Source organism: Streptomyces sp. NPDC087859, assembly GCF_044742595.1.
GTDB lineage: Bacteria > Actinomycetota > Actinomycetes > Streptomycetales > Streptomycetaceae > Streptomyces > Streptomyces canus_F.
This window is the reverse complement of sequence record NZ_JBIUUU010000005.1, coordinates 71,500-89,653: the sequence shown is the minus strand read 5'-3', so window position 1 is coordinate 89,653 and position 18,154 is coordinate 71,500. Positions and strand designations below refer to the sequence as shown.

General features: G+C 70.7%; 15 protein-coding genes. 4 read left to right on the top strand and 11 right to left on the bottom strand.

Annotated features, from left to right (window positions below):
• Window positions 1-28: 28 nt before the first annotated feature.
• Both ACIOHP_RS13180 and ACIOHP_RS13175 read right to left on the bottom strand, forming a co-directional pair.
• On the bottom strand, window positions 29-6,322 hold the full coding sequence (locus ACIOHP_RS13180; RefSeq protein ID WP_401886617.1) for an amino acid adenylation domain-containing protein: 6,294 nt from the start codon (window positions 6,320-6,322) through the stop codon (window positions 29-31).
• A gap of 114 nt (window positions 6,323-6,436) precedes the next feature.
• Entirely contained in the window at window positions 6,437-6,619 is a 183-nt protein-coding gene (locus ACIOHP_RS13175) for a hypothetical protein (RefSeq protein WP_401886614.1), read from the bottom strand.
• Between the two features lie 265 nt (window positions 6,620-6,884).
• On the opposite strand from ACIOHP_RS13175, the gene ACIOHP_RS13170 reads away from it, so the two are divergent.
• On the top strand, window positions 6,885-8,078 hold the full coding sequence (locus tag ACIOHP_RS13170; RefSeq protein WP_401886611.1) for a PP2C family protein-serine/threonine phosphatase: 1,194 nt from the start codon (window positions 6,885-6,887) through the stop codon (window positions 8,076-8,078).
• A gap of 35 nt (window positions 8,079-8,113) precedes the next feature.
• On the opposite strand, the gene ACIOHP_RS13165 is transcribed toward ACIOHP_RS13170, so the two are convergent.
• The 3 genes from ACIOHP_RS13165 to ACIOHP_RS13155 all read right to left on the bottom strand — a co-directional run bounded on the left by ACIOHP_RS13165 (window position 8,114) and on the right by ACIOHP_RS13155 (window position 10,182).
• The gene (locus ACIOHP_RS13165; protein WP_401886609.1) at window positions 8,114-8,338 is read right to left on the bottom strand and encodes a DUF6207 family protein; all 225 of its coding nucleotides are present in this window, start codon (window positions 8,336-8,338) and stop codon (window positions 8,114-8,116) included.
• Window positions 8,339-8,539: 201 nt separating this feature from the next.
• Window positions 8,540-9,385 carry an RNA polymerase sigma factor SigF gene (locus tag ACIOHP_RS13160; protein ID WP_361550174.1) on the bottom strand — a complete coding sequence of 282 codons (846 nt, stop codon included), beginning with the start codon at window positions 9,383-9,385 and terminating at the stop codon, window positions 8,540-8,542.
• A gap of 458 nt (window positions 9,386-9,843) precedes the next feature.
• Entirely contained in the window at window positions 9,844-10,182 is a 339-nt protein-coding gene (locus ACIOHP_RS13155; protein ID WP_401886606.1) for a TfoX/Sxy family protein, read from the bottom strand.
• 418 nt (window positions 10,183-10,600) lie between these two features.
• Between ACIOHP_RS13155 and ACIOHP_RS13150 the strand changes: the two genes are divergently transcribed.
• A complete protein-coding gene (locus ACIOHP_RS13150) occupies window positions 10,601-12,037 on the top strand; it encodes an MFS transporter (RefSeq protein WP_401886603.1) in 1,437 nt (478 codons plus the stop codon).
• A 31-nt stretch (window positions 12,038-12,068) separates the two neighbouring features.
• On the opposite strand, the gene ACIOHP_RS13145 is transcribed toward ACIOHP_RS13150, so the two are convergent.
• From ACIOHP_RS13145 to ACIOHP_RS13125, 5 genes are all read right to left on the bottom strand, one after another.
• Window positions 12,069-12,350 carry a hypothetical protein gene (locus tag ACIOHP_RS13145; protein ID WP_401886599.1) on the bottom strand — a complete coding sequence of 94 codons (282 nt, stop codon included), beginning with the start codon at window positions 12,348-12,350 and terminating at the stop codon, window positions 12,069-12,071.
• A gap of 168 nt (window positions 12,351-12,518) precedes the next feature.
• Complete coding sequence (locus ACIOHP_RS13140; RefSeq protein WP_361550181.1) at window positions 12,519-13,007, bottom strand: GNAT family N-acetyltransferase; 489 nt, start codon at window positions 13,005-13,007, stop codon at window positions 12,519-12,521.
• 330 nt (window positions 13,008-13,337) lie between these two features.
• Entirely contained in the window at window positions 13,338-14,360 is a 1,023-nt protein-coding gene (locus ACIOHP_RS13135) for an SDR family oxidoreductase (protein WP_401886596.1), read from the bottom strand.
• A gap of 10 nt (window positions 14,361-14,370) precedes the next feature.
• Window positions 14,371-15,090 (bottom strand): DUF998 domain-containing protein, encoded by a 720-nt coding sequence (locus ACIOHP_RS13130; RefSeq protein ID WP_401886594.1) that lies wholly within the window; start codon window positions 15,088-15,090, stop codon window positions 14,371-14,373.
• Window positions 15,087-16,136 (bottom strand): aldo/keto reductase, encoded by a 1,050-nt coding sequence (locus tag ACIOHP_RS13125; protein WP_361550187.1) that lies wholly within the window; start codon window positions 16,134-16,136, stop codon window positions 15,087-15,089. Before ACIOHP_RS13125 ends, ACIOHP_RS13130 begins: the two co-directional genes overlap by 4 nt.
• Window positions 16,137-16,212: 76 nt before the next feature.
• Here ACIOHP_RS13125 and ACIOHP_RS13120 point away from each other — a divergent pair, with 76 nt between their 5' ends.
• On the top strand, window positions 16,213-16,755 hold the full coding sequence (locus tag ACIOHP_RS13120) for a TetR/AcrR family transcriptional regulator (protein ID WP_401886591.1): 543 nt from the start codon (window positions 16,213-16,215) through the stop codon (window positions 16,753-16,755).
• 124 nt (window positions 16,756-16,879) lie between these two features.
• Here the strand turns inward: ACIOHP_RS13120 and ACIOHP_RS13115 are convergent, their stop codons facing one another.
• The gene (locus ACIOHP_RS13115) at window positions 16,880-17,407 is read right to left on the bottom strand and encodes a hypothetical protein (RefSeq protein WP_401886588.1); all 528 of its coding nucleotides are present in this window, start codon (window positions 17,405-17,407) and stop codon (window positions 16,880-16,882) included.
• Between the two features lie 513 nt (window positions 17,408-17,920).
• On the opposite strand from ACIOHP_RS13115, the gene ACIOHP_RS13110 reads away from it, so the two are divergent.
• Complete coding sequence (locus ACIOHP_RS13110; RefSeq protein ID WP_401886586.1) at window positions 17,921-18,085, top strand: hypothetical protein; 165 nt, start codon at window positions 17,921-17,923, stop codon at window positions 18,083-18,085.
• The last annotated feature ends 69 nt before the right edge of the window (window positions 18,086-18,154 follow it).

Genomic DNA, 18,154 nt, shown 5'->3' with positions numbered 1-18,154 from the left:
CAGCCGGCGGACGGCGGCCGGCCGGAGGTCAGAGGTCGGCGGTGAGGGACAGGTCGATCTCGTCGTCGCTCATCTGGGAGATCAGCTCCAGCAGGCGGCGTTCCACCTCGGCAGCGAGCCGCTCGACGGTGGGGTGTTCGAACAGGTCCCTGACCTGGAAGGAGCAGTCGAAGGCGATGCGCAGCCGGGAGGCGACCGATACCGCGCGCAGGGAGTGGCCGCCCAGCGCGAAGAAGTCGTCGTGGACGCCGACCCGGGGCAGGTCGAGGACCTCGCACCAGATCTGGGCGACGACCGTCTCGGCCGGGGTTCGCGGCGGCACCAGGGTGTGCGTCTCGCGGACCACGGGCTCGGGCAGCGCCGCGGCGTCCAGCTTGCCCTGGACGGTCAGCGGCAGGGCGTCGAGCAGGACGAACGCCGACGGGATGAGGTAGTGGGGCAGGTGTGCCCGGCAGTGGGTGGCCAGGGACTCCTCGGAGAGGCCGTCGCCGGCGACGTAGCCTACCAGTGCGGGCTCGCCGTGCAGGGTGCGGACGAGGACGGCGGCGCCGCGAACCCCGGGGTGAGCCCGCAGGACCGCCTCGGCCTCGCCGGGTTCGACACGGAATCCGCGGATCTTGACCTGGTCGTCGTTGCGGCCGAGGAACTCCAGCTCTCCGGAGGGCAGTCGGCGCACGACGTCGCCGGTGCGGTAGAGGCGGGCGCCGGGTCCGCCGTGCGGGTCGGGCACGAACCGCTCTGCCGTCAGGGCGGGCCGGCCGAGATAGCCGCGGGCCAACTCCGGCCCTCCGACGAGGAGTTCGCCCGGGACGCCGTGCGGGGCCAGCTCACCGCGGGGGTCGACGACGTAGGTGCGGCGGCTGCCCAGCGCCCGGCCGATGGGCACCCTGCCCTCCGGGCGGGCCCGCAGGGTGTGCGCGGTGGCCGAGACGACCGCCTCGGTGGGCCCGTAGGTGTTGACGACCGCAACGCCGGGCAGGTGCGCGAACCAGCGCTCCAGCGGGTCGGCGGGCAGTGCCTCTCCCCCGGTCACCAGCATCCGCACCGTGCCCAGTCGAGGGGCCAGCGCGTCCAGGCGGGCCACGAACTCCGCCCAGTAGGAGGGGGTCAGTTCCATGACGGTGATCCCGGCCGCGGCGACCCGGTCGGCCAGTTCCTCCGGGGCCCAGATCTCGTCGGGCCGCACGAGCACGCTCGCTCCGACGCTGAGCGCGGGCAGGACCTGTTCCAGGGAGGCGTCGAAGGAGGTCGAGGCGAAGGTGAGCACCCGGTCCCGGCAGGTCAGCGCGAACAGCTCGCGGGCGGCGGCGACATGGGCGTCGAGGGCGTGGTGTTCGACCCCGACGGCCTTGGGCCGGCCGGTGGAGCCCGAGGTGAAGATGACGTAGGCGAGGTCGTCGGGACGGGGAGTGTGGCGCGGGCCGTCGGCCTGCGGCGGTGCGTCGTCGGCGCTGACGGACCGCACGTCGAGGGTGTCGACGGTGTCCCGGGTGCGCGCGTCGCACACCACGTGCCGCACGCCCGCCTCCTGGAGCATGTGCCGCAGGCGTGGTGTCGGCAGCTGGGGGTCGAGCGGGACGTAGACGCCGCCCGCCCGCCAGACGGCGAGCATGGCCGCGACCGCTGCGACGCCCCGTCCCATGCACACGCCGACCGTGTCCGAGGGGGCCGCCCCCGCGGCCGCGAGCGCGGCCGCGATGCCGGCGGTGCGGGCGTCGAGTTCGGCGTAGGTGAGGGCGGTGTCCTCGCAGACGACGGCCGTCGCCTCCGGCTGCCCCGCCACCGCGAAGGCCGGCGGCGGGGCGGTGCTGCCACCGGCGGCGGCGAGCAGGCCGCGGCGTTCGTCCGGCAGGAGCAGGGGCGCTTCGTCGACGCGTACGTCCGGGCAGTCCACGAGGGTGTGCAGGAGGCGGCCGACGTGGTCGGCGAAGCGGGTGGCGGTGGCCGGGTCGAAGAGGTCGGCCGCGTACTCGACGTTGAGGGCGAAACCGGCGTCCCGGATCACGAAGGTCGCGGTCAGGTCGAACTTGGCCGAACTCCACGGCAGGGCGAGGTCGGTGGCCTCCAGGCCCGGCAGCGCACAACCGCCGGTTGAGGCGTCCTGGACGTCGACCATGACCTGGAAGAGCGGATTGCGGGACAGGTCCCGTTCGGGTCGCAGCCGTTCCACGACCTTCTCGAAGGGGACTTCCTGGTGGTCGAAGGCGCCCAGGACCACGTCGCGGACCCGGTCCACGAGGGTGGCGAGCGTCGGCCGCCCGGACAGGTCCGTGCGCAGGACGACCGTGTTGACGAAGAAGCCGACCAAGGGCTCCAGTTCGAGCCGACCGCGCCCCGCGACGGGCGTGCCGACCGTGATGTCGCTCTGGCCGGTCCAGCGGGCCAGCACCGCCTGCGCGGCGGCGAGCAGCACCATGAAGCGGCTGGCCCCGTGCTCCCGGGCCAGGGTGTCGACACGGTCGACGAGGTCATGGGGCAGCGCGATCTCGACGGCGCCGCCCCGGCCGGTGAACACGGCGGGACGGGGCCGGTCGGTGGGCAGGTCCAGCACCGGTGCGCCGTCGAGGACGTCCTGCCAGTAGGCCAGTTGGGCCTCCATGGCGCCGCTGTCGGCTCGGTCGCGCTGCCAGACGGCGAAGTCGCCGTACTGCACGGGCAGGGGCGGCAGCGCGGCGCGCTCACCCCTCAGGCGGGCGTGGTAGCGCTGGGCGAGTTCGTCCAGCAGGACGCCCTTGGACCAGCCGTCGGTCACCGCGTGGTGCAGGCTGATCAGAACGACGTGGTCGTCGTCGGCCAGTTCCCACACACCCGAGCGCAGCAGGGGCGGCCGGGCGAGGTCGAAGCGACGGGTGGCGAAGGCCGCGGCGCGTGGGCGGAGCTCCGCCACGCGGTCCTGCCTGTCGGCGGCCTCGGGCACCCGCTCCCAGTGCAGCGGCACCCCGACCGGCGCGCACACCTCCTGCACCGGGCGCCCCTCGCTCTCGATGAGGGCGGTGCGCAGCACCTCGTGGCGGGCGACCAGGTCGTCCAGGGCCTGCTGCCAGGCGGCACGGTCCAGGCCGCCGCGGACCCGCCAGCAGTACCAGAGCAGGTAGGACTCGCCCGTGTCGGAGGTGCGGTCCAGGAACCACAGCCGCTCCTGGGCGAAGGACAGCGGCAGGGGCCGGTCACGGTCGACGGGCACCACGTCGGTGGCTCCCGAGACGCCCGCGTCGGCCACCACGGGGGCGAAGCCGCGCACGGTGGGGTGCTCGAAGACGGTGCGCAGCTCGACCTCGCGCCCCAGGCGCTGGGCGATCCGGGAGACGGCCATGGTGGCGAGCAGGGAATGACCGCCGAGGTCGAAGAAGCTGTCGTCCAGCCCGACCCGGTCCAGGCCCAGGACATCGGCCCACACCTCCGCGACGATCCGCTCCGTGTCGTCGCGCGGTGCGGCGTAGGCGGGGCCGACCGCGGTACGGGTGTGCTCGGGGTCGGGCAGCGCGGACCGGTCGAGCTTGCCGGAGACACCGACCGGCAGGGCGTCCAGGACGACGAAATCCGAGGGGACGGCGTGCTGCGGCAGGTGACGCGCGCACCAGGCACGCAGCTCGGCCCGGTCGGGAACGGCCTCGGCGTCCGCGGCGGGCACCACGTAGCCGATGAGACTGCGGCCGGTGGCGCGGTCGGGACGGGCGGCGGCCTGCGTGACCAGTGGGCAGGCCCGCAGCACCGTCTCCACCTCCCCGAGCTCGATACGGAAACCGCGGATCTTGACCTGGTCGTCGCGGCGGCCGAGGAACTCCAGGTCCCCGCCGGGTGTCCAGCGCACGATGTCGCCGGTGCGGTAGAGGCGTCCACCGGGCGGCCCGAACGGGTCGGGCACGAAGCGGTCGGCGGTGAGCGCCGGCAGCCCGAGGTAGCCGCGCGCCACCTCTGTCCCACCGATGAGGAGTTCACCTCCGACACCGACCGGGACAGGCTCGTCGTCGCCGTCGACGACGTACACGCGGCGCTCCCCCAGCGGCCGGCCGATGGGCACGGTGTGGGCGGGCGGGTCGTCGGCGTCGTAGGTGGTGGCGGTGACCGTGGTCTCGGTGGGGCCGTAGGCGTTGCAGACGCGGACACCGGGGACGGCGGCGCGCCACGCGGCGAGGGTGTCGGGCGGGACGGCCTCGCCGCCCAGGACCAACAGGCGCAGGGTGCCGAGGGCGGCGGCAAGGCGGCGGTCGAGGGAGAGTGTCAGTTCGGCCCAGTAGGTGGGGGGCACGTTGACGACGGTCAGGGCGTGCCGCTGGACGATCTCGGGAACCTGGGTGGGCAGCCACGGCTCGTCGGGCCGCATGACGACGCAGGCGCCCGTGGTCAGGGCGGGCAGGACCTGGTCGAGGGAGGCGTCGAAGGAGAACGAGGCGAAGGCCAGGACGCGGTCGGCGGCGGTGATGCCGAGGCGTGCGCGGACGGCGGCCACGTGGGAGGCGAGGGCGGCGTGCTCGACGCCGACCGCCTTGGGGTGTCCGGTGGAACCGGAGGTGAAGATGACATGGGCCAGTTCCCTCGGGTGCGGCCGGTGGCGGGGTCCGTCCGGGCGCGGGACGACGGTGCTGGTGTCCAGGCGGACCCGGGCGAGCTCGGCGGCGCCGGCCGCGGTCGCCGGGTCGGTGATCACGCAGGCCAGGCGTGCCTGCTGTGCCATGTACCGCAAACGCTCGGCGGGGAGTTCGGGATCGAGAGGCACGTAGACGCCGCCCGCCCGCCAGATGCCCTCGATGGCCGCGACCGACCACAGGCCCCGACGCAGCAACACCCCCACCGCGTCACCCGGCTCGACATCCGCGGCACGCAGCGCGGCCGCCAGACCGCCGGTCATCGCCTCGAGTTCCGCATACGTGGCGCTCTCTCCACCGCACCGCAGCGCGACCGCCGCGGGATCGCCGGAGAAGGCAAGGCCGGGCGCCGGACCGGCGGGACGGTCGGGGGCACCATGCCAGTCGGGGCGAGGCCGGGCGAGCGCACCCGGACGCGCGGGAAGGGCGCGGACCAACTCCCGCACCGGCGTGTCGGGCGCGGCCAGCACGGCCCGGATCAGGGCCGCGTACGCCTGGGCGAAAACGCGCATGGTGGCGGCGTCGAACAAGGCAGTGGCGTACTGCAGGAGTGCGGCGATGCTGCCGTCCGTACGCAGGGTGAGGTCGAGGAACACGTCCAACGGGGTCTCGGACAGCGGCGGTTCGACCAGAGAAACATCCAGATCGGGCATCCGCACCGGCTGGATCGGCGCGTTGAGGAGGGTGAACGACGCCTGCGCGAGCGGGTGCCGGGACAGGTCGCGGGAGCCGCCGAGGGCGCCCACGACGAGGTCGAACGGTGCCTCGGCGTGCGCGAGATCGACCGGGACACGGCTGCGCACCCGGTCCAGCAGGCCGGCGAACCCCGGCGCGCCACCGAGGTCGGACCGCAGGACGACGGTGTTGACCAGCGGGCCGATGAGTCCGGCGGCACCGGGCCGGGACCGCTCGGCCAGGGTGCTGCACACGGCGACGTCCTCGCGGCCCGCCCAGTGCCCGAGAAGCACCTGATAGGCGGTGAGCAGGAACATGTACCGGGTGGCACGGCGGGAACGGGCGTAGGAGTCGACAGCGGCGACCACGTCGGCGGGCAGATCGAAGCGGACGACGTCACCTGCACCATCCCAGGTACGAGGCCGCGGCCGGTCCGTCGGCAGGTCCAGCGGAGTGAGTCCGGACAGGCGCTCCCGCCAGTGCGCGAGCAGCCGCTCCAGCCGCGGGCCACGCAGACGTTCCGCCTGGGCACATGCCAGGTCGCTGTAGGAGACGGCGGGCGCGGCGACGGCCTCACCGCGGTACCCGGCGGCGAGTTCCTCCAGCAGCACGCCCCAGGACCAGCCGTCCACGGCGATGTGGTGCACCTCGATCAGCAGCAGGTGCTCGTCCGCCGCGACGCGTGCGAGGACGGCCCGGACCGGGTGCTGCGCGGCCAGGTCGACGGGCCGCCCGAGGTAGCGGCGGTAGAGCTCGTCCGGACCACTCACCTCGGCGCGTTCCAGGACGATGCCGGCCGGGGCGTGGACCACCTGAACGGGTTCACCGTCGACGGCGGTGAACCTCGAGCGCAGCACCTCATGCCGGTCCACGATCGCGGACAGCGACCGGTGCAGCCGGTCCACGTCCAGGGAACCGCTCAGCCTCAGGACCAGCGGGAGCATCGACCCGCTGGAGGAGCCGGCGAGCTGGTCCATGAACCACAGTCGGCGCTGGGCAAAGGATGCGGTGCGGGTGTCGACGCCGTCCAAGGCCCTCTCGGGGGCCGGTCCTGCTGTCACTGTGAGCCTCCAAGCCGTGTTTTGCAGCAGACTGCCGTCGGCGGCCAGGGGCCCATAGGGAAGAAGACGCAGCACCGCACGCAGAGCGTGCTGCCGGACCGGCTGACCGGCAGGTCAGGTGCCGGCCAGATGTCGGCGTACGGATGACGCGGTGGCGGAGCAGCGGGATTCCCGCACGTTCGGCCATGATCCGTTGCAAGCAGCTGCCACGAGGAGTGCTGGTGCGGGCGTGTCGAAGGCGATCACTTCATCGAACTTCTGATGGTTGGTCAGGCAGTGGTCGAGCTGGCCGAGCATGCGCTCGAACAGACCCTCACCCGTGACCGATCGCGTAGGAGAAGCTGCCCCTGTCAACGATGCGCCGACCGTCCAGGGTGAACACCTGGCCCGCAGGAGCCTCACTTGCCTCGAGGGATGGGCTTGAGCGCTCGTTCCCGCCGCCTGATGTCCCGGGATCTGTTCGTACCGATCTGGCCAGCTGCCCTGACCAGGCAAAATGGGCCGATCAGGTGAGGTTGCGCAGACTCGGGGAAGAAGATGCGGCAACCGACAGGAGGTTGCTGTGAAGGGTGGAGACCTTGAACTGGGCGAATTGCTGGCCGCTGCGGAAGCGGCCCCGCCCGGTGAGTCCGTCGACGTCGTGGCACACGACCTGCAGAAGCGGTTCGGTGCCGAGAGCGTGTCCTTTCTGTTTGTCGACCTCATCGGCCAGCGGCTGGTACGCCTCGCCGCAGCCGGCGACGAGCCCGCCGACCCTGGCGAGCCGATCGACCTGCAGGGCAGCGTCTACGACAGCGTGCTGCAGAGCCAGCGCCAGTATGTGGCGCCGGACAGCCAGGGCGGACGGCGCGTCATCACACCGGTCACCAACCGCGGCGACTGCATCGGCGTCCTGGAGGTGACCCTGCAGTCCGCGGACGACACGGTGCTGCGACAGGTCCGCGACGCGGCCCACACACTGGCCTACATCATCGTCACGGACCGGCGCTTCACCGACCTGTACCACCTGGGCCGGCGCACCACAGAGACCAGCCTGGCCGCGGAGATCCAGCACCAACTCCTGCCCTCGGCCCCCTGTTGCGAGGCCGCCCAGTTCACTCTGGCCGCCGGGCTGGTCCCGGCCGACGACATCGGTGGCGACACCTACGACTACACCCTCGACCGCGACACCCTGCATCTGTCGATCACCGACGCCATGGGCCACGACACGAACTCCGCGCTGCTTGCCACCCTGCTGGTCGGCGCGCTGCGGCGGGCACGCCGCAGCGGCTGCGACGCCCTCAAGCAGGCCCACCACGCCCATCAGGCTCTGCTGAGCCACAGCAGCGGCCTGGCCACCGGACAGCTGCTGTGCGTCGACCTCGAAACGGGCCTGTGCGAACTGGTCAACGCCGGCCACCCCCGGCCGCTGCTGATGCGTGACAACACCGTCAAGGAGGTGGCACTCGCCGCCAACCTGCCGTTCGGCGTAGCGGCACCCACCCCCTACCACCTGCAGAAACTGCACTTGCGTCCCGGGGACCGCCTGGTCCTGCTCACCGACGGCATGCAGGAGCGCGGTGCCGCGGCCGTCGACCTGGCCTCGATCGTTCACGACACCCGCGCGCTGCACCCGCGAGAAGCCGTCCGGAGCCTGACCGCCGCGGTGCTCGACGCCTGCCAGGGCAGCCTCAAGGACGACGCCACGGTCCTGATACTGGACTGGCACAGCAATCGCAGTCGGCCGGCCGACACAAGACCCGACCCGCAGAGATGAGCTGCAACGCCCACTGAGACGTGATGGCCCATGGATCATCCTGCGGGAAGTTGCGTACGGGTGGCGCCCCACCTCGAGTTGGATCGCGCCGGCAGGACCGGAGACGCCGGCGTCTCCGGTTCGATGCCGTCGTTTGTGGCCGTCGCCCACCGGTCGGCGAGCAGCTGCTGGAAGCCGGGTGCGGTGGCGTCGTCGGCGGCCGCGACGTCGACGACAAGCAGGCCCGGCTCGCTCACGTGCGTCTCGTGGATCGGGTCCATCTACGGCACTACGCCCGGTGCCTCTGTGAGGGTTCCACCGCTGCCGTGTCTTCACCCGAGCGGGTGGCGGGCCGCCGAGCGCAGCCCCCGCCCCGGCAGGCCGGGTCACGGGGGCGCGGGTCACATGGCGCACGCGGGACGACAAATGGGCGGTGGAGGTCGGCGTCGGCTTCGCCCCGCACCGTAACCGCCCGTCCGGTGTCAGCGAGTGGTGAGCATGCCTTCGCGCAGTCGGGCAAGGGTGCGGGACAGGAGCCGGGAGACGTGCATCTGGGAGACACCCAGGCGTTCGCCGATCTGCGCCTGGGTGCATTCCTCGACGAACCGCATATGGATGATCTGCCGGTCGCGCTCGTCGAGTTCGGCGATCAGCGGGGCAAGGGCGTGGAAGTCCTCCACCAGCTCCAGATCCGTGTCCTGTGCGCCGATGAAGTCCTGCAGGACGGCTTCGCCGTCCGCGCTGCCGCTGATCGTGGCGTCCAGGGAAGCGGAGTTGTAGCCGTTGGCGGCCAGGCGGGCCTCGCGGACCTCGTCCTCGGGCAGGCTCATCAGCTCCGACAGCTCCTTGACCGTCGGGGTGCGGCCCAGCCGGCTGCGCAGTTCCTCGGTGGCACGGGCCAGCTGGACCCGGGCTTCCTGCAGCCGACGCGGTACGTGCACGGCCCAGGTGGTGTCACGGAAGAACCGCTTGATCTCACCGACGATGTAGGGAATGGCGAACGAGGTGAACTCCACCTCCCGGGACAACTCGAAGCGGTCGATCGCCTTGATCAGCCCGATCATGCCGACCTGGACGATGTCCTCCATCTCCTCCGGCCCGCGGCTGCGGAACCGGCCCGCCGCGAAGCGGACCAGGGACATGTTCATCTCGATCAGCGTGTTCCGCGCGTACTGATACTCCGGGGTGCCTTCTTCCAGCACGGCCAGCTGCTGGAAGAACAGCTTGGACAGTTCGCGGGCGTCCTTGGGCGCCACCCGGGACGGGTCAGCGACCTCGGGCAGCTCGGCCGTCCGGGTTTGTGCTGCCACCATGCTCATGGGCGCCATGCTGTTCCCCTCCCAGGTCGTTCACGCCGCCGAAGCGGCCGACGACGCACCGTATACCCCGCCACTGTGCCCCTACTCCCCAGCGTCTTGGTCTGCCAGCTGGAATCGCCTCGCCGTCGTCGCGCCACGCAGCCTGCCTCTTCAGCGCAGGCCAAGGGAAAGACCACCGCCTGCATGCCGAGACGGGGTGGTGGTGATCCACCGCGCGGCCTGGCGGGCGAGGGAGGCCTCTCGCCCGGTGTGTCGAGCGGCAGACCGCGACGCAGGGGTGCAAAGCCATCCGGTCGGCTGCCCGCCGACCCCGCGCGTCCTGTCGTTCGGCCGGCCTGACGGCCACCTCCGCTTGCAGCTGTTCCGCGTAGGCCTGCTGTTGTTCCGCGAGAGCTCTCGCGGCATCTGGGTCTGGTCCTCCAGCCAGCGTTCCGCCTCTGCGGCGGCAAAGGTCACGCAGGGCCATATCAACCGCCGGCGCTTACCTTCGTGTTGTAGTCCAGCGCTTCGTCCAACCAGAATTTGAATGCCTGGTCCGATGCAGTGCCGCCATCGTCGACAACGATCCAGCCCTTACTCATCTTGCGGCCACGCATCTCCGGCCAGCTGGCACCTTCGCGCTCGAGCAAGGCCTCGACTCTGTCGGGATCGCAGCGGACCATGAGCTGACCGCCGGCGTTCGCAGTAGCGGTGATCTTGCCGTTGACCATGAAGCTGAGCCCGCCGAACATGCGCACCTCGCGCACCTGCGTCACTCCCGCCAGGGCTTCACGAATACGGTCTGCGAGCTCCCTGTCGTACGCCATGAGCCACCGTCCTCCTAGCCGGCCTCGCAACCGGCCGGCGTCGGTTCGCCGCTCCACGCAGCGGCCAGGCCGCCATCGTAGATAGGGACGTCGCCCCCGCCCATCAACTTGAGAACAAAGGGCGACAATTCATCCGGTAGAAGACGAGGATGCGGTCGGCCGGCTGGCGTTCCTCTCCTCGGCGAAGACGCTCCACAGAGAGTGGAGTGCCGCCGGGATCGCGATCCGGCCGCCCGGAGTGGCGGTCGAGGTTCTTGTGGAGTCTGTTGAAGGTGGCTCCTGCTGCGCGCCTTCGACGCCACAGCGGACGACCATGCGACGGTCTTGGCGGCGGTTGCGTTCCGTCAGCGCCGGGCCGCTCGCGGCGACGAGGGCCAGTTCTCAGGACATCAAAAGCGGCAAACGGGCAGGTGGTGGCATGGCGGGCACGGCAGCGACAGGAGCCGGGGGACGTGCGGCGGGGGCACGGCGGGTGCTCGCTCCGCTGGCGTTGGCCCAGTTCATCTGCAGCTTCGCCGGCTCCAACATGAACGTGATGATCAACGACATCAGCGAGGACCTGGACACCACCGTGCAGGGTGTCCAGACCGCGATCACGATCTTCCTGCTGGTGATGGCCGCGCTGATGATCCCGGGCGGGAAGCTGACCGACAAGTGGGGGCGCAAGCGCTGCCTGCTGGCGGGGCTCGTGGTCTACGGGGTGGGGGCGGTGCTCAGTGCGGCCGCGCCAGGGCTGGGCGTGCTGATCCTCGGGAACTCGATTCTGGAGGGTGTGGGTACGGCACTGTTGATCCCGCCGGTGTACATCCTGACCACGCTGCTGTTCACCGATGTGGCATCCCGGGCGCGTGCGTTCGGCGCGATCATGGCGATGGGCGGGATCGGGGCGGCCGCCGGTCCGCTGATCGGCGGGCTGATCACGAGCGCGATCAGCTGGCGGGCCGCGTTCGTGTTCCAGGCGCTGGTGATCGTGGTGATCGTGGTTCTCAGCCGAGGAATCACCGATCCGCTGCCGCCCGACCCCACCCGACCCTTCGACACGGTCGGAGCTGTGCTGTCGGCGGCGGGCCTGGTACTGCTCGTCACGGGAATCCTGGCCGTCGACAACAACGGCTGGCTGGCACTGGGCCTGCTGCTGGCCGGTGCATTGGTGCTGGTCGGCTTCTTCGCCTGGGTGCGCGGCCGCGAGCGCTCCGGCCGGGAGGCGCTGCTGTCGACGGACCTGTTCCGCAATCGCATCTCCAACCTCGGCCTGGTCACCCAGAACACGCAGTGGCTGATGCTGATGGGCGTCTCCTTCACTGTCGCCGCCTACCTGCAGGTCGTCCGCGGCTACGACGCAATCGACACCGGCGTCATCTTCACCGCCGCGACCCTCGGCATCCTCGCTTCCTCACTGGCCGCCGAGAAGCTGGCCCGGCGCCGTGCACAGCGCACCCTCATCATGGCGGGCTTCGTCGTGACGATCGCCGGCATCGCCATGCTGCTGGCCCTGGTCTCCTGGAAGCCCGGCGCCTGGGCGTTCGCCCCCGGCCTGCTGCTGATCGGGCTGGGTCTGGGGGTGATGCTCACCCCGTCGGTGAACCTGGTCCAGTCGTGCTTCCCCGAGACGCAGCAGGGCGAGATCTCCGGCCTGTCGCGGAGCATCTCCAACCTCGGCTCCTCACTCGGCACGGCCGTCGCGGGCACGATCCTGGTCTCGGGGCTCAGCAAGGGCGCGTACGCGGCGGCCATGGCGGCGCTTGCGGTCGTGGGCCTGGGCGGACTGACCGCGGCGGCGCTGCTGCCGCGCGCCGGCCGGGCCCATGCCACCGGCCCCGGGACGGCAACACCGCCGAAGGCGCCGCAGCAGTGACCGTGACGCGGCACCTGCGCCAGCTGCCAGCCTAGGGTTCGTGCGGCCAACCGGTCCTGCCTTCGCCACGGTCGAGCTCATCGTCCAGGGCCCGGACGGCACCGATCAGGGCCAAGCGGGTGACGGCTTGCGGGAAGTCTCCAAACCGTTCGCCGGACAGGCCGGTCTCTTCGGCGAACAGGCCGACGTGGTCGGCGTAGATGAGCCGGCGGAATTCCTGCCCTTCGGCCGCGACCTCGCGCCACTGTCGGTCCTCAACGGCCCGCCGTGTCCTGCTCCACTCGACGGCGGGGCGGTCCCTGCTGCTGCCCACGGCCCCTGGCCCCGTCACGGCGTCATGGCAGGAGCACCTGTCTCCTGGTGCCCTCGCCTACCCCGTCGCACTCGCCCGGGCGAGGAGGAGCACAACGCCACCCACCTAGCCGTCGCCCATCTCCACAACCTCGCCCTCGCCTCATGCACAGACCACCAGCACACCACGTCATTCCGGAGGAATGCGAAACTCGAATTCGGGGCGGTCCCACGGCACGGCGGGCGGGTTCGCCAACGCGGTCCCGGTCCGCACCGCACCCACGCGGTGGTAGAAGTCCTCGGCGGGAACATGCGACACAACCTTGAGACGGTCGATCCCGGCGGCACGGGCCTCGGACTGCATGTGCGCCACGAGCTGCCGCCCAATACCCCGTCCTTGCGCTTCGTCGGCGACGAACAGCAGATCGAGCTCCGGTGGTGCGAGGACGAGCGAGTAGAACCCGAGAACCCGGCCTCCGTGCTCGTCGGCGCCGACGGCCACAAAGGCGCGGTGGGCCTCGATGTAATCAGGTCCGACCCGGTAGCCCGCCACCGCGGCCGCGTACTTACCCTCGTAGGCGCCTGAGCCACGCACGAGCCGCGTGAGCCGTTTGGCATCCCGCGCGACGGCCCTCCGAATCGTGATCGGCTCGCTGACCGGGGAAGTGCGTGATCTCATCGGCAGAGTATTTCGCACCGGGGAGTGCCTTCCTGCGGCGGGTCGGCTCCTCGGGCAGGCGTTCCTGCGCCGCTCCCGGGAACCACTCGTGCGAGCGCAACCGATCTCACGCCGAAGCCGCGCCGGAGCCCTTCGGTGCGGTTCCGGCCTCTCACGGCTCCGCACGGAGGTCCCCGCCGGAACGGTGTCTGGCGGGCCTGCAACACCCTCGGCGTCAGCATCACCGCGGCTCTCCGGTGGACCCGCCGAACAGCCCGCGACGGGAGCACCTGCCCAGCGGCTCGTCCTGCGGACGACCGGCGTTGAGGGCGCTGTCCGGTCACGAGCCGGTCATTTGACGATGCCGTGGGCGAGGATGCTCTCGGCAGTCTCGGCGATGGTGTCCTCGATGGGACGCGCCCGCCATCTCAGGAGGCGTTCCGCCTTTGCGCTGGTGGCGTCGAGGTCCCGGCCGAGCTGGTGCCTGAGCAGTCGCAGTTCGGGGTTGACGATCCCGAGTGCGCGCGTGAGCAGCAGCGGCAGCTCGCGGGTCGGGGCCTTCGCGGCGCGCTCGCCCATGCGGGCATGCAGTATGCGCGCGAGGTCGACGAGGCGCAGGCTGTGGCCGGCGATGGCGAGGAAGCGCTCGCCGGCGGCTGCCGGATCTGTCATCGCGCGCAGGTGCAGGTCCGCCACGTCGCGCACGTCGACGTACCCCATCCCGAAGGGCGGGCACGCAGGGACCCGTCCCTCGAGCATTCTGCGCACGAGACGCAGCGATGGTGGGTCGTCCGGGCCGAGGAGTGGTCCAAGGACTCCCACGGGATGAATCGCTGTCAGTTCGAGACCGCCGCCTTCTTCTTCGACGAACTGCCAGGCGGCGCGCTCGGCGAGCGTCTTGGAGCGCTGGTAGGGCGGGATGTCGCTGTCGATGTTGGTCCAGTCCTCCTCGGTGAACGGGGTCGAGCGCGGAGGATGCCCGATCCCGATGGCACCGAAGGCGCTCGTCAGGACGACGCGGCGCACTCCGGCGTCGCGGGAGGCACGCAGAACCCGCAGGACGCCCTCGCGTGCTGGGACCACCATCTCGTCGTCGTTCGCCGGTGTGCCGCGCAGCGTCGGCGAGGCGACGTGGAGGACGAAGTCGCAGTCGGCGACGGCTGCGTCCCAGCCGTCGCGGTGCTCGAGGTCGGCGCGTACAACCGTGAGATGGTCGTCGTCGAACGGCTCGGCTGCGTGCAGCCAGGAGCGCAGAGCCGGCTCGCGCCGCGGGTCGCGAACCGTGGTGCGTACGGTGTGCCCGGCGTCGAGCAGTGCCAGGACGCACCAGCTGCCGATGAATCCGGTGCCTCCGGTGACCAATACCTGTGCCATCGGTGTCTCCTCAGTTCGTCACTTGCACGTGGAGCGGTGTCGGCGGGCACGTCGCATGACGGCGCTGGGCAGCGGCCAGGCCGCTTCCGAGGAGGACGTGACCGATCATGATCGGGTAGATCACGGCGCGCTCGAACAGGCCGATGTTCCACATCCAGCCGGTGAAGACGTCGGCCATGAAGAGGGGGAACGCGATCAGGCCGGCGGTGCCGAGTGCGATGCTCGCGATCGACCGGCTCCTCCCGAGGCCGATGCGGGCTCCGTTGGCTCCGACGGCGATCGCCATGAGGTTTCCGGCGAGCATGACGCCCTGCGCGCCGAGGGTGTGGAAGGCGATCAGGCCGCTATCGACGTTGGCGTTGGAGCCCTGGAAGATGCCGACGAGTGCGACCCCGATGCCGGAGAGGACGGCGAGACTCACCATGCTGACTGGGCGGGCGCCCTTGCGTGGGTCGAACACGAGGAACGCGCCGACGATCAGGAGGGTGCCGTAGATCACCCAGCCGGTGTCCATGACGGCGCCGAGGGGGGAGTTGGCGACCTGTCCGAACGCGGTCTGCGGCGGGCCGGTCAGGCCGAGATGGCTGACCCAGTTGTGGAAGGGCGAGTACGGCGGGTCCTGCCATGCGGCGGCGGTGATGAACTCGGCGAGCCAGGACACCAGCGGGCCGAGCAGGATGAGGAGGGCTCCGGCGCGGGCGGCCGCGCCGGAGCGGACGATGGCCTTCACGCGAGGGCCATGCCGGGGACGCGCTCGCGGATGGCTTCCATCTCGGCCTCGTCGGAGACTCCCTGCCAGTCGTGCCGCGGCGTGTACGGGGCCTGCAGGGCGCGCACCTCATCGTCGGTGAGTTCGACATCGAGGGAGGCCACGGCCTCGTCGATCTGCTGGATCGAGCCGGCGCCGACCAGCGGCGCGGTGACGACCGGCTGGCGTCGCAGCCAGGCGAGCGCGATCTGTGCGCGGCTGACGCCGTGCGCGTGGGCGGCCTCCCCCACCGCGTCGATGATCGCTTTGTTGGACGCTTCCTGCTCGGGCGAGTAGAGGAGGTCCGCGTAGGCTCCGTCCGTCTCGGAGCGTGCCGTGGAGCGGGCGTCGTCCCACGCGCGGGCCAGGCGTCCGCGGGCCAGCGGAGACCAGATGATCGTGCCGACGCCCTCGTCCAGGCACAGCGGGATCATCTCGCGCTCTTCTTCACGGGCGAGGAGGTTGTAGTGGTCCTGCATCGACACGAACTGCGACCAGCCGTATCGCCTCTGCAGGTGCAGCGCCTTCGCGAACTCCCACGCGTGCATGGACGAGGCACCCAGGTAGCGGACCTTGCCGGCCTTCACGAGGTCGCTGAGTGCCTCGAGCGTCTCCTCCCACGGAGTGGAGCGGTCGTTGCGGTGAATCTGGTAGAGGTCGATGTAGTCGGTCCCCAGGCGGCGCAGGGAGTGGTCGACCTCGGTCATGATCGCCTTGCGCGACAGCCCCCGGCCATTGGGTCCCAGCCGCATCGGATGACGCAGCTTGGTGGCGATCACCACGGCGTCGCGGTCAGCGAAGTCCTTGAGGGCGCGGCCGAGGATCTCCTCGCTGGACCCGTTGGAGTACATGTTCGCGGTGTCGAAGAAGTTGATCCCCGCCTCCAGCGCGTGCTTGATCAGCGGGCGCGCCTCCTCCTCGCCCTTCGACCAGACGGGGTGCCCGCGGTCGGGCTCGCCGTAGGTCATCGCGCCGATCGCGATCGGTGACACGTCCATGCCGGTGGTGCCGAGCTTGATGTACTGCATGATGCCCCTCTAAAGTAAGTGGAGAGCTCTCCGATTAACGTAGTGGAGAGCTCTCCACTTAGCAAGGGGAGATCCCGTGGTCCGTTCCGACGCCCGTGAGAACAGGGAGCGCATCCTCGCGGCCGCCCGCGAGGCGTTCGCCGAAGACGGCGGCACGTCGATGAACCAGGTCGCCCAGCGGGCCGGCGTCGGCCCGGGCACCCTGTACCGCAACTTCCCCACCCGCGAGGCGCTGGTCCTGGCCGTCTACCAGGACGAGGTGGCGCGCATCATCGGCACCGTGCCCGACCTACTGGCCCGGATGTCCCCACTCGAAGCGCTGCGCCACTGGACGACCGACCTCGTCGAAGCGATGCGCAGGAAACACGGCCTCGGCGACGCGCTCAGCCCCAGCGCGCACCAGGCGATCAGCGAGCAGAGCCACGGGCCGGTCGTCGCCGCCATCACCGCGTTCCTCGACGCGGGCAAGAAGGACGGGAGCATCCGTACGGACGCCGACCCCGGCGACTTCCTCCAGCTCACCGGCGCACTCTGGCGCGCCGCCTCCAGCCCCGAAGACCGGGCTCCCCGCATGCTCGCACTCATCCTCGACGGGCTGCGTACACAGCCGCAGCGCTAGAGACGCAGTCCGCACGGCGCGACATCGCCAACGGTTTCGGATGCAGGCGAGCACCACGCGGAAGTAGGTCGGACCCCGGTGGAGCACGTTCCACTCTCCACGCAGGGTGCTCCCAGGCATCCGATCAGGATGCTTCCATCGCCGCGCGCGCTGCTTCGACGAACCGTCCCAGGTCTCGCAGGTACGCACCCTGCAACTCGATGAAGTGATCGCGCGCGTCCGCGTCACCGCAGGTGATGCGCCATAGGCATCGGTTCACCTTCTGCGCCGCGTCCAAGACGCCCTGAGCCGCCTCAGCGGCGGCGAACGGCCCCTCCAGAACAACGACACGAACACTGTGCATGAGAGGGTCATAGGCTTCGCGCAGCTCTGAACGCAGTTCCTCGAAGCGCGTCAGCTGCTGGCCCGGGTCGGTGATCCTATAGAACGCGTCCCTGACCCGCCGGTACAACTCGCCGCTGACGTGCGCGTGTTCCATCAGGCCCAGGTACGCGGCACGCCTCAACTCCCGGACACGTCCGCGGTGCTGAGCTTGTGCCGAAGCCTCGGCCTGAACCCGGGCGGCCCGCACGTTCCCCAGGTTGGTCACCCAGCTCGCAAGGACGGCCGTACCGCCGGTGAGAGCCGCGACCCACACCGCGATGTCCCCCATGCCGATCAGTGTCGGTGAGGCCCCGGCCCCTGTCGAGGACACCTTGCGGGCCCATCCCCGGACCCTGGCCAACCGCGATATGCGGAGTGGCCAACCGAAGCACTCAGTCACACGACGAATGTCGGGAAGCATCCACAGCGCCCGATGGCCGGACCCGGTCGCGGTGGCCGGTCAGCAACTGGAGGGCGGGCGGGTGAAGAGGGCTTTGAACAGGCCCGTCGACTGGCGGGCGATGTCGGTGCGGCATTCGCGGCAGTGCCGGCCAGCCTCGGGCGGAGCGTACGGATAGAAAAGCGATGGGCACAGCCGTCACTGTCCGTCTGCCGGGGCAACAGCTGTCGGGAACTCCGGTGTTGGCAGCGGATCGGGTCCGCGAGGCCGTGCCGTGCCGAACGCAGTCGGCACCGCCGAAGAGACAGCACAGACATAGGTGCGAGAGAACGGGGTACACGCCGCGCCGTTGTCCGTTTTTGCAGGCGGTAGCGGTCGGCTCGAATTCTGGGAGGGCACAGCATGGCGCTCATGCGCATTCCGCCGACACTCGTCGCACGCACGCGCGAGCTGCCGGAGGTCGCCGTCCCTTCCCGGGTGGCTCCCGAAGACGCTCGCCAGCTCTCCCGGCTCCCCTGCCAACAGCTGATGATCCTGCTGCATGAAGGCAGGCTCATCCACCACTGAGACCACCGGCACGACCGACGCCACTCAAAGTCCGCCGACGACACGGGCCAGAACCGAGCAGACCGCGCC

What these genes read in the sequence shown, in the direction of transcription:
- ACIOHP_RS13175 (WP_401886614.1), bottom strand. Translation starts at nt 6,619, where the DNA reads ATGCTCGGCCAGCTCGACCACTGCCTGACCAACCATCAGAAGTTCGAT.
- ACIOHP_RS13165 (WP_401886609.1), bottom strand. Translation starts at nt 8,338, where the DNA reads ATGGACCCGATCCACGAGACGCACGTGAGCGAGCCGGGCCTGCTTGTC.
- ACIOHP_RS13160 (WP_361550174.1), bottom strand. Translation starts at nt 9,385, where the DNA reads ATGGCGCCCATGAGCATGGTGGCAGCACAAACCCGGACGGCCGAGCTG.
- ACIOHP_RS13155 (WP_401886606.1), bottom strand. Translation starts at nt 10,182, where the DNA reads ATGGCGTACGACAGGGAGCTCGCAGACCGTATTCGTGAAGCCCTGGCG.
- ACIOHP_RS13150 (WP_401886603.1), top strand. Translation starts at nt 10,601, where the DNA reads ATGGCGGGCACGGCAGCGACAGGAGCCGGGGGACGTGCGGCGGGGGCA.
- ACIOHP_RS13140 (WP_361550181.1), bottom strand. Translation starts at nt 13,007, where the DNA reads ATGAGATCACGCACTTCCCCGGTCAGCGAGCCGATCACGATTCGGAGG.
- ACIOHP_RS13135 (WP_401886596.1), bottom strand. Translation starts at nt 14,360, where the DNA reads ATGGCACAGGTATTGGTCACCGGAGGCACCGGATTCATCGGCAGCTGG.
- ACIOHP_RS13125 (WP_361550187.1), bottom strand. Translation starts at nt 16,136, where the DNA reads ATGCAGTACATCAAGCTCGGCACCACCGGCATGGACGTGTCACCGATC.
- ACIOHP_RS13115 (WP_401886588.1), bottom strand. Translation starts at nt 17,407, where the DNA reads ATGGGGGACATCGCGGTGTGGGTCGCGGCTCTCACCGGCGGTACGGCC.
- ACIOHP_RS13110 (WP_401886586.1), top strand. Translation starts at nt 17,921, where the DNA reads ATGGCGCTCATGCGCATTCCGCCGACACTCGTCGCACGCACGCGCGAG.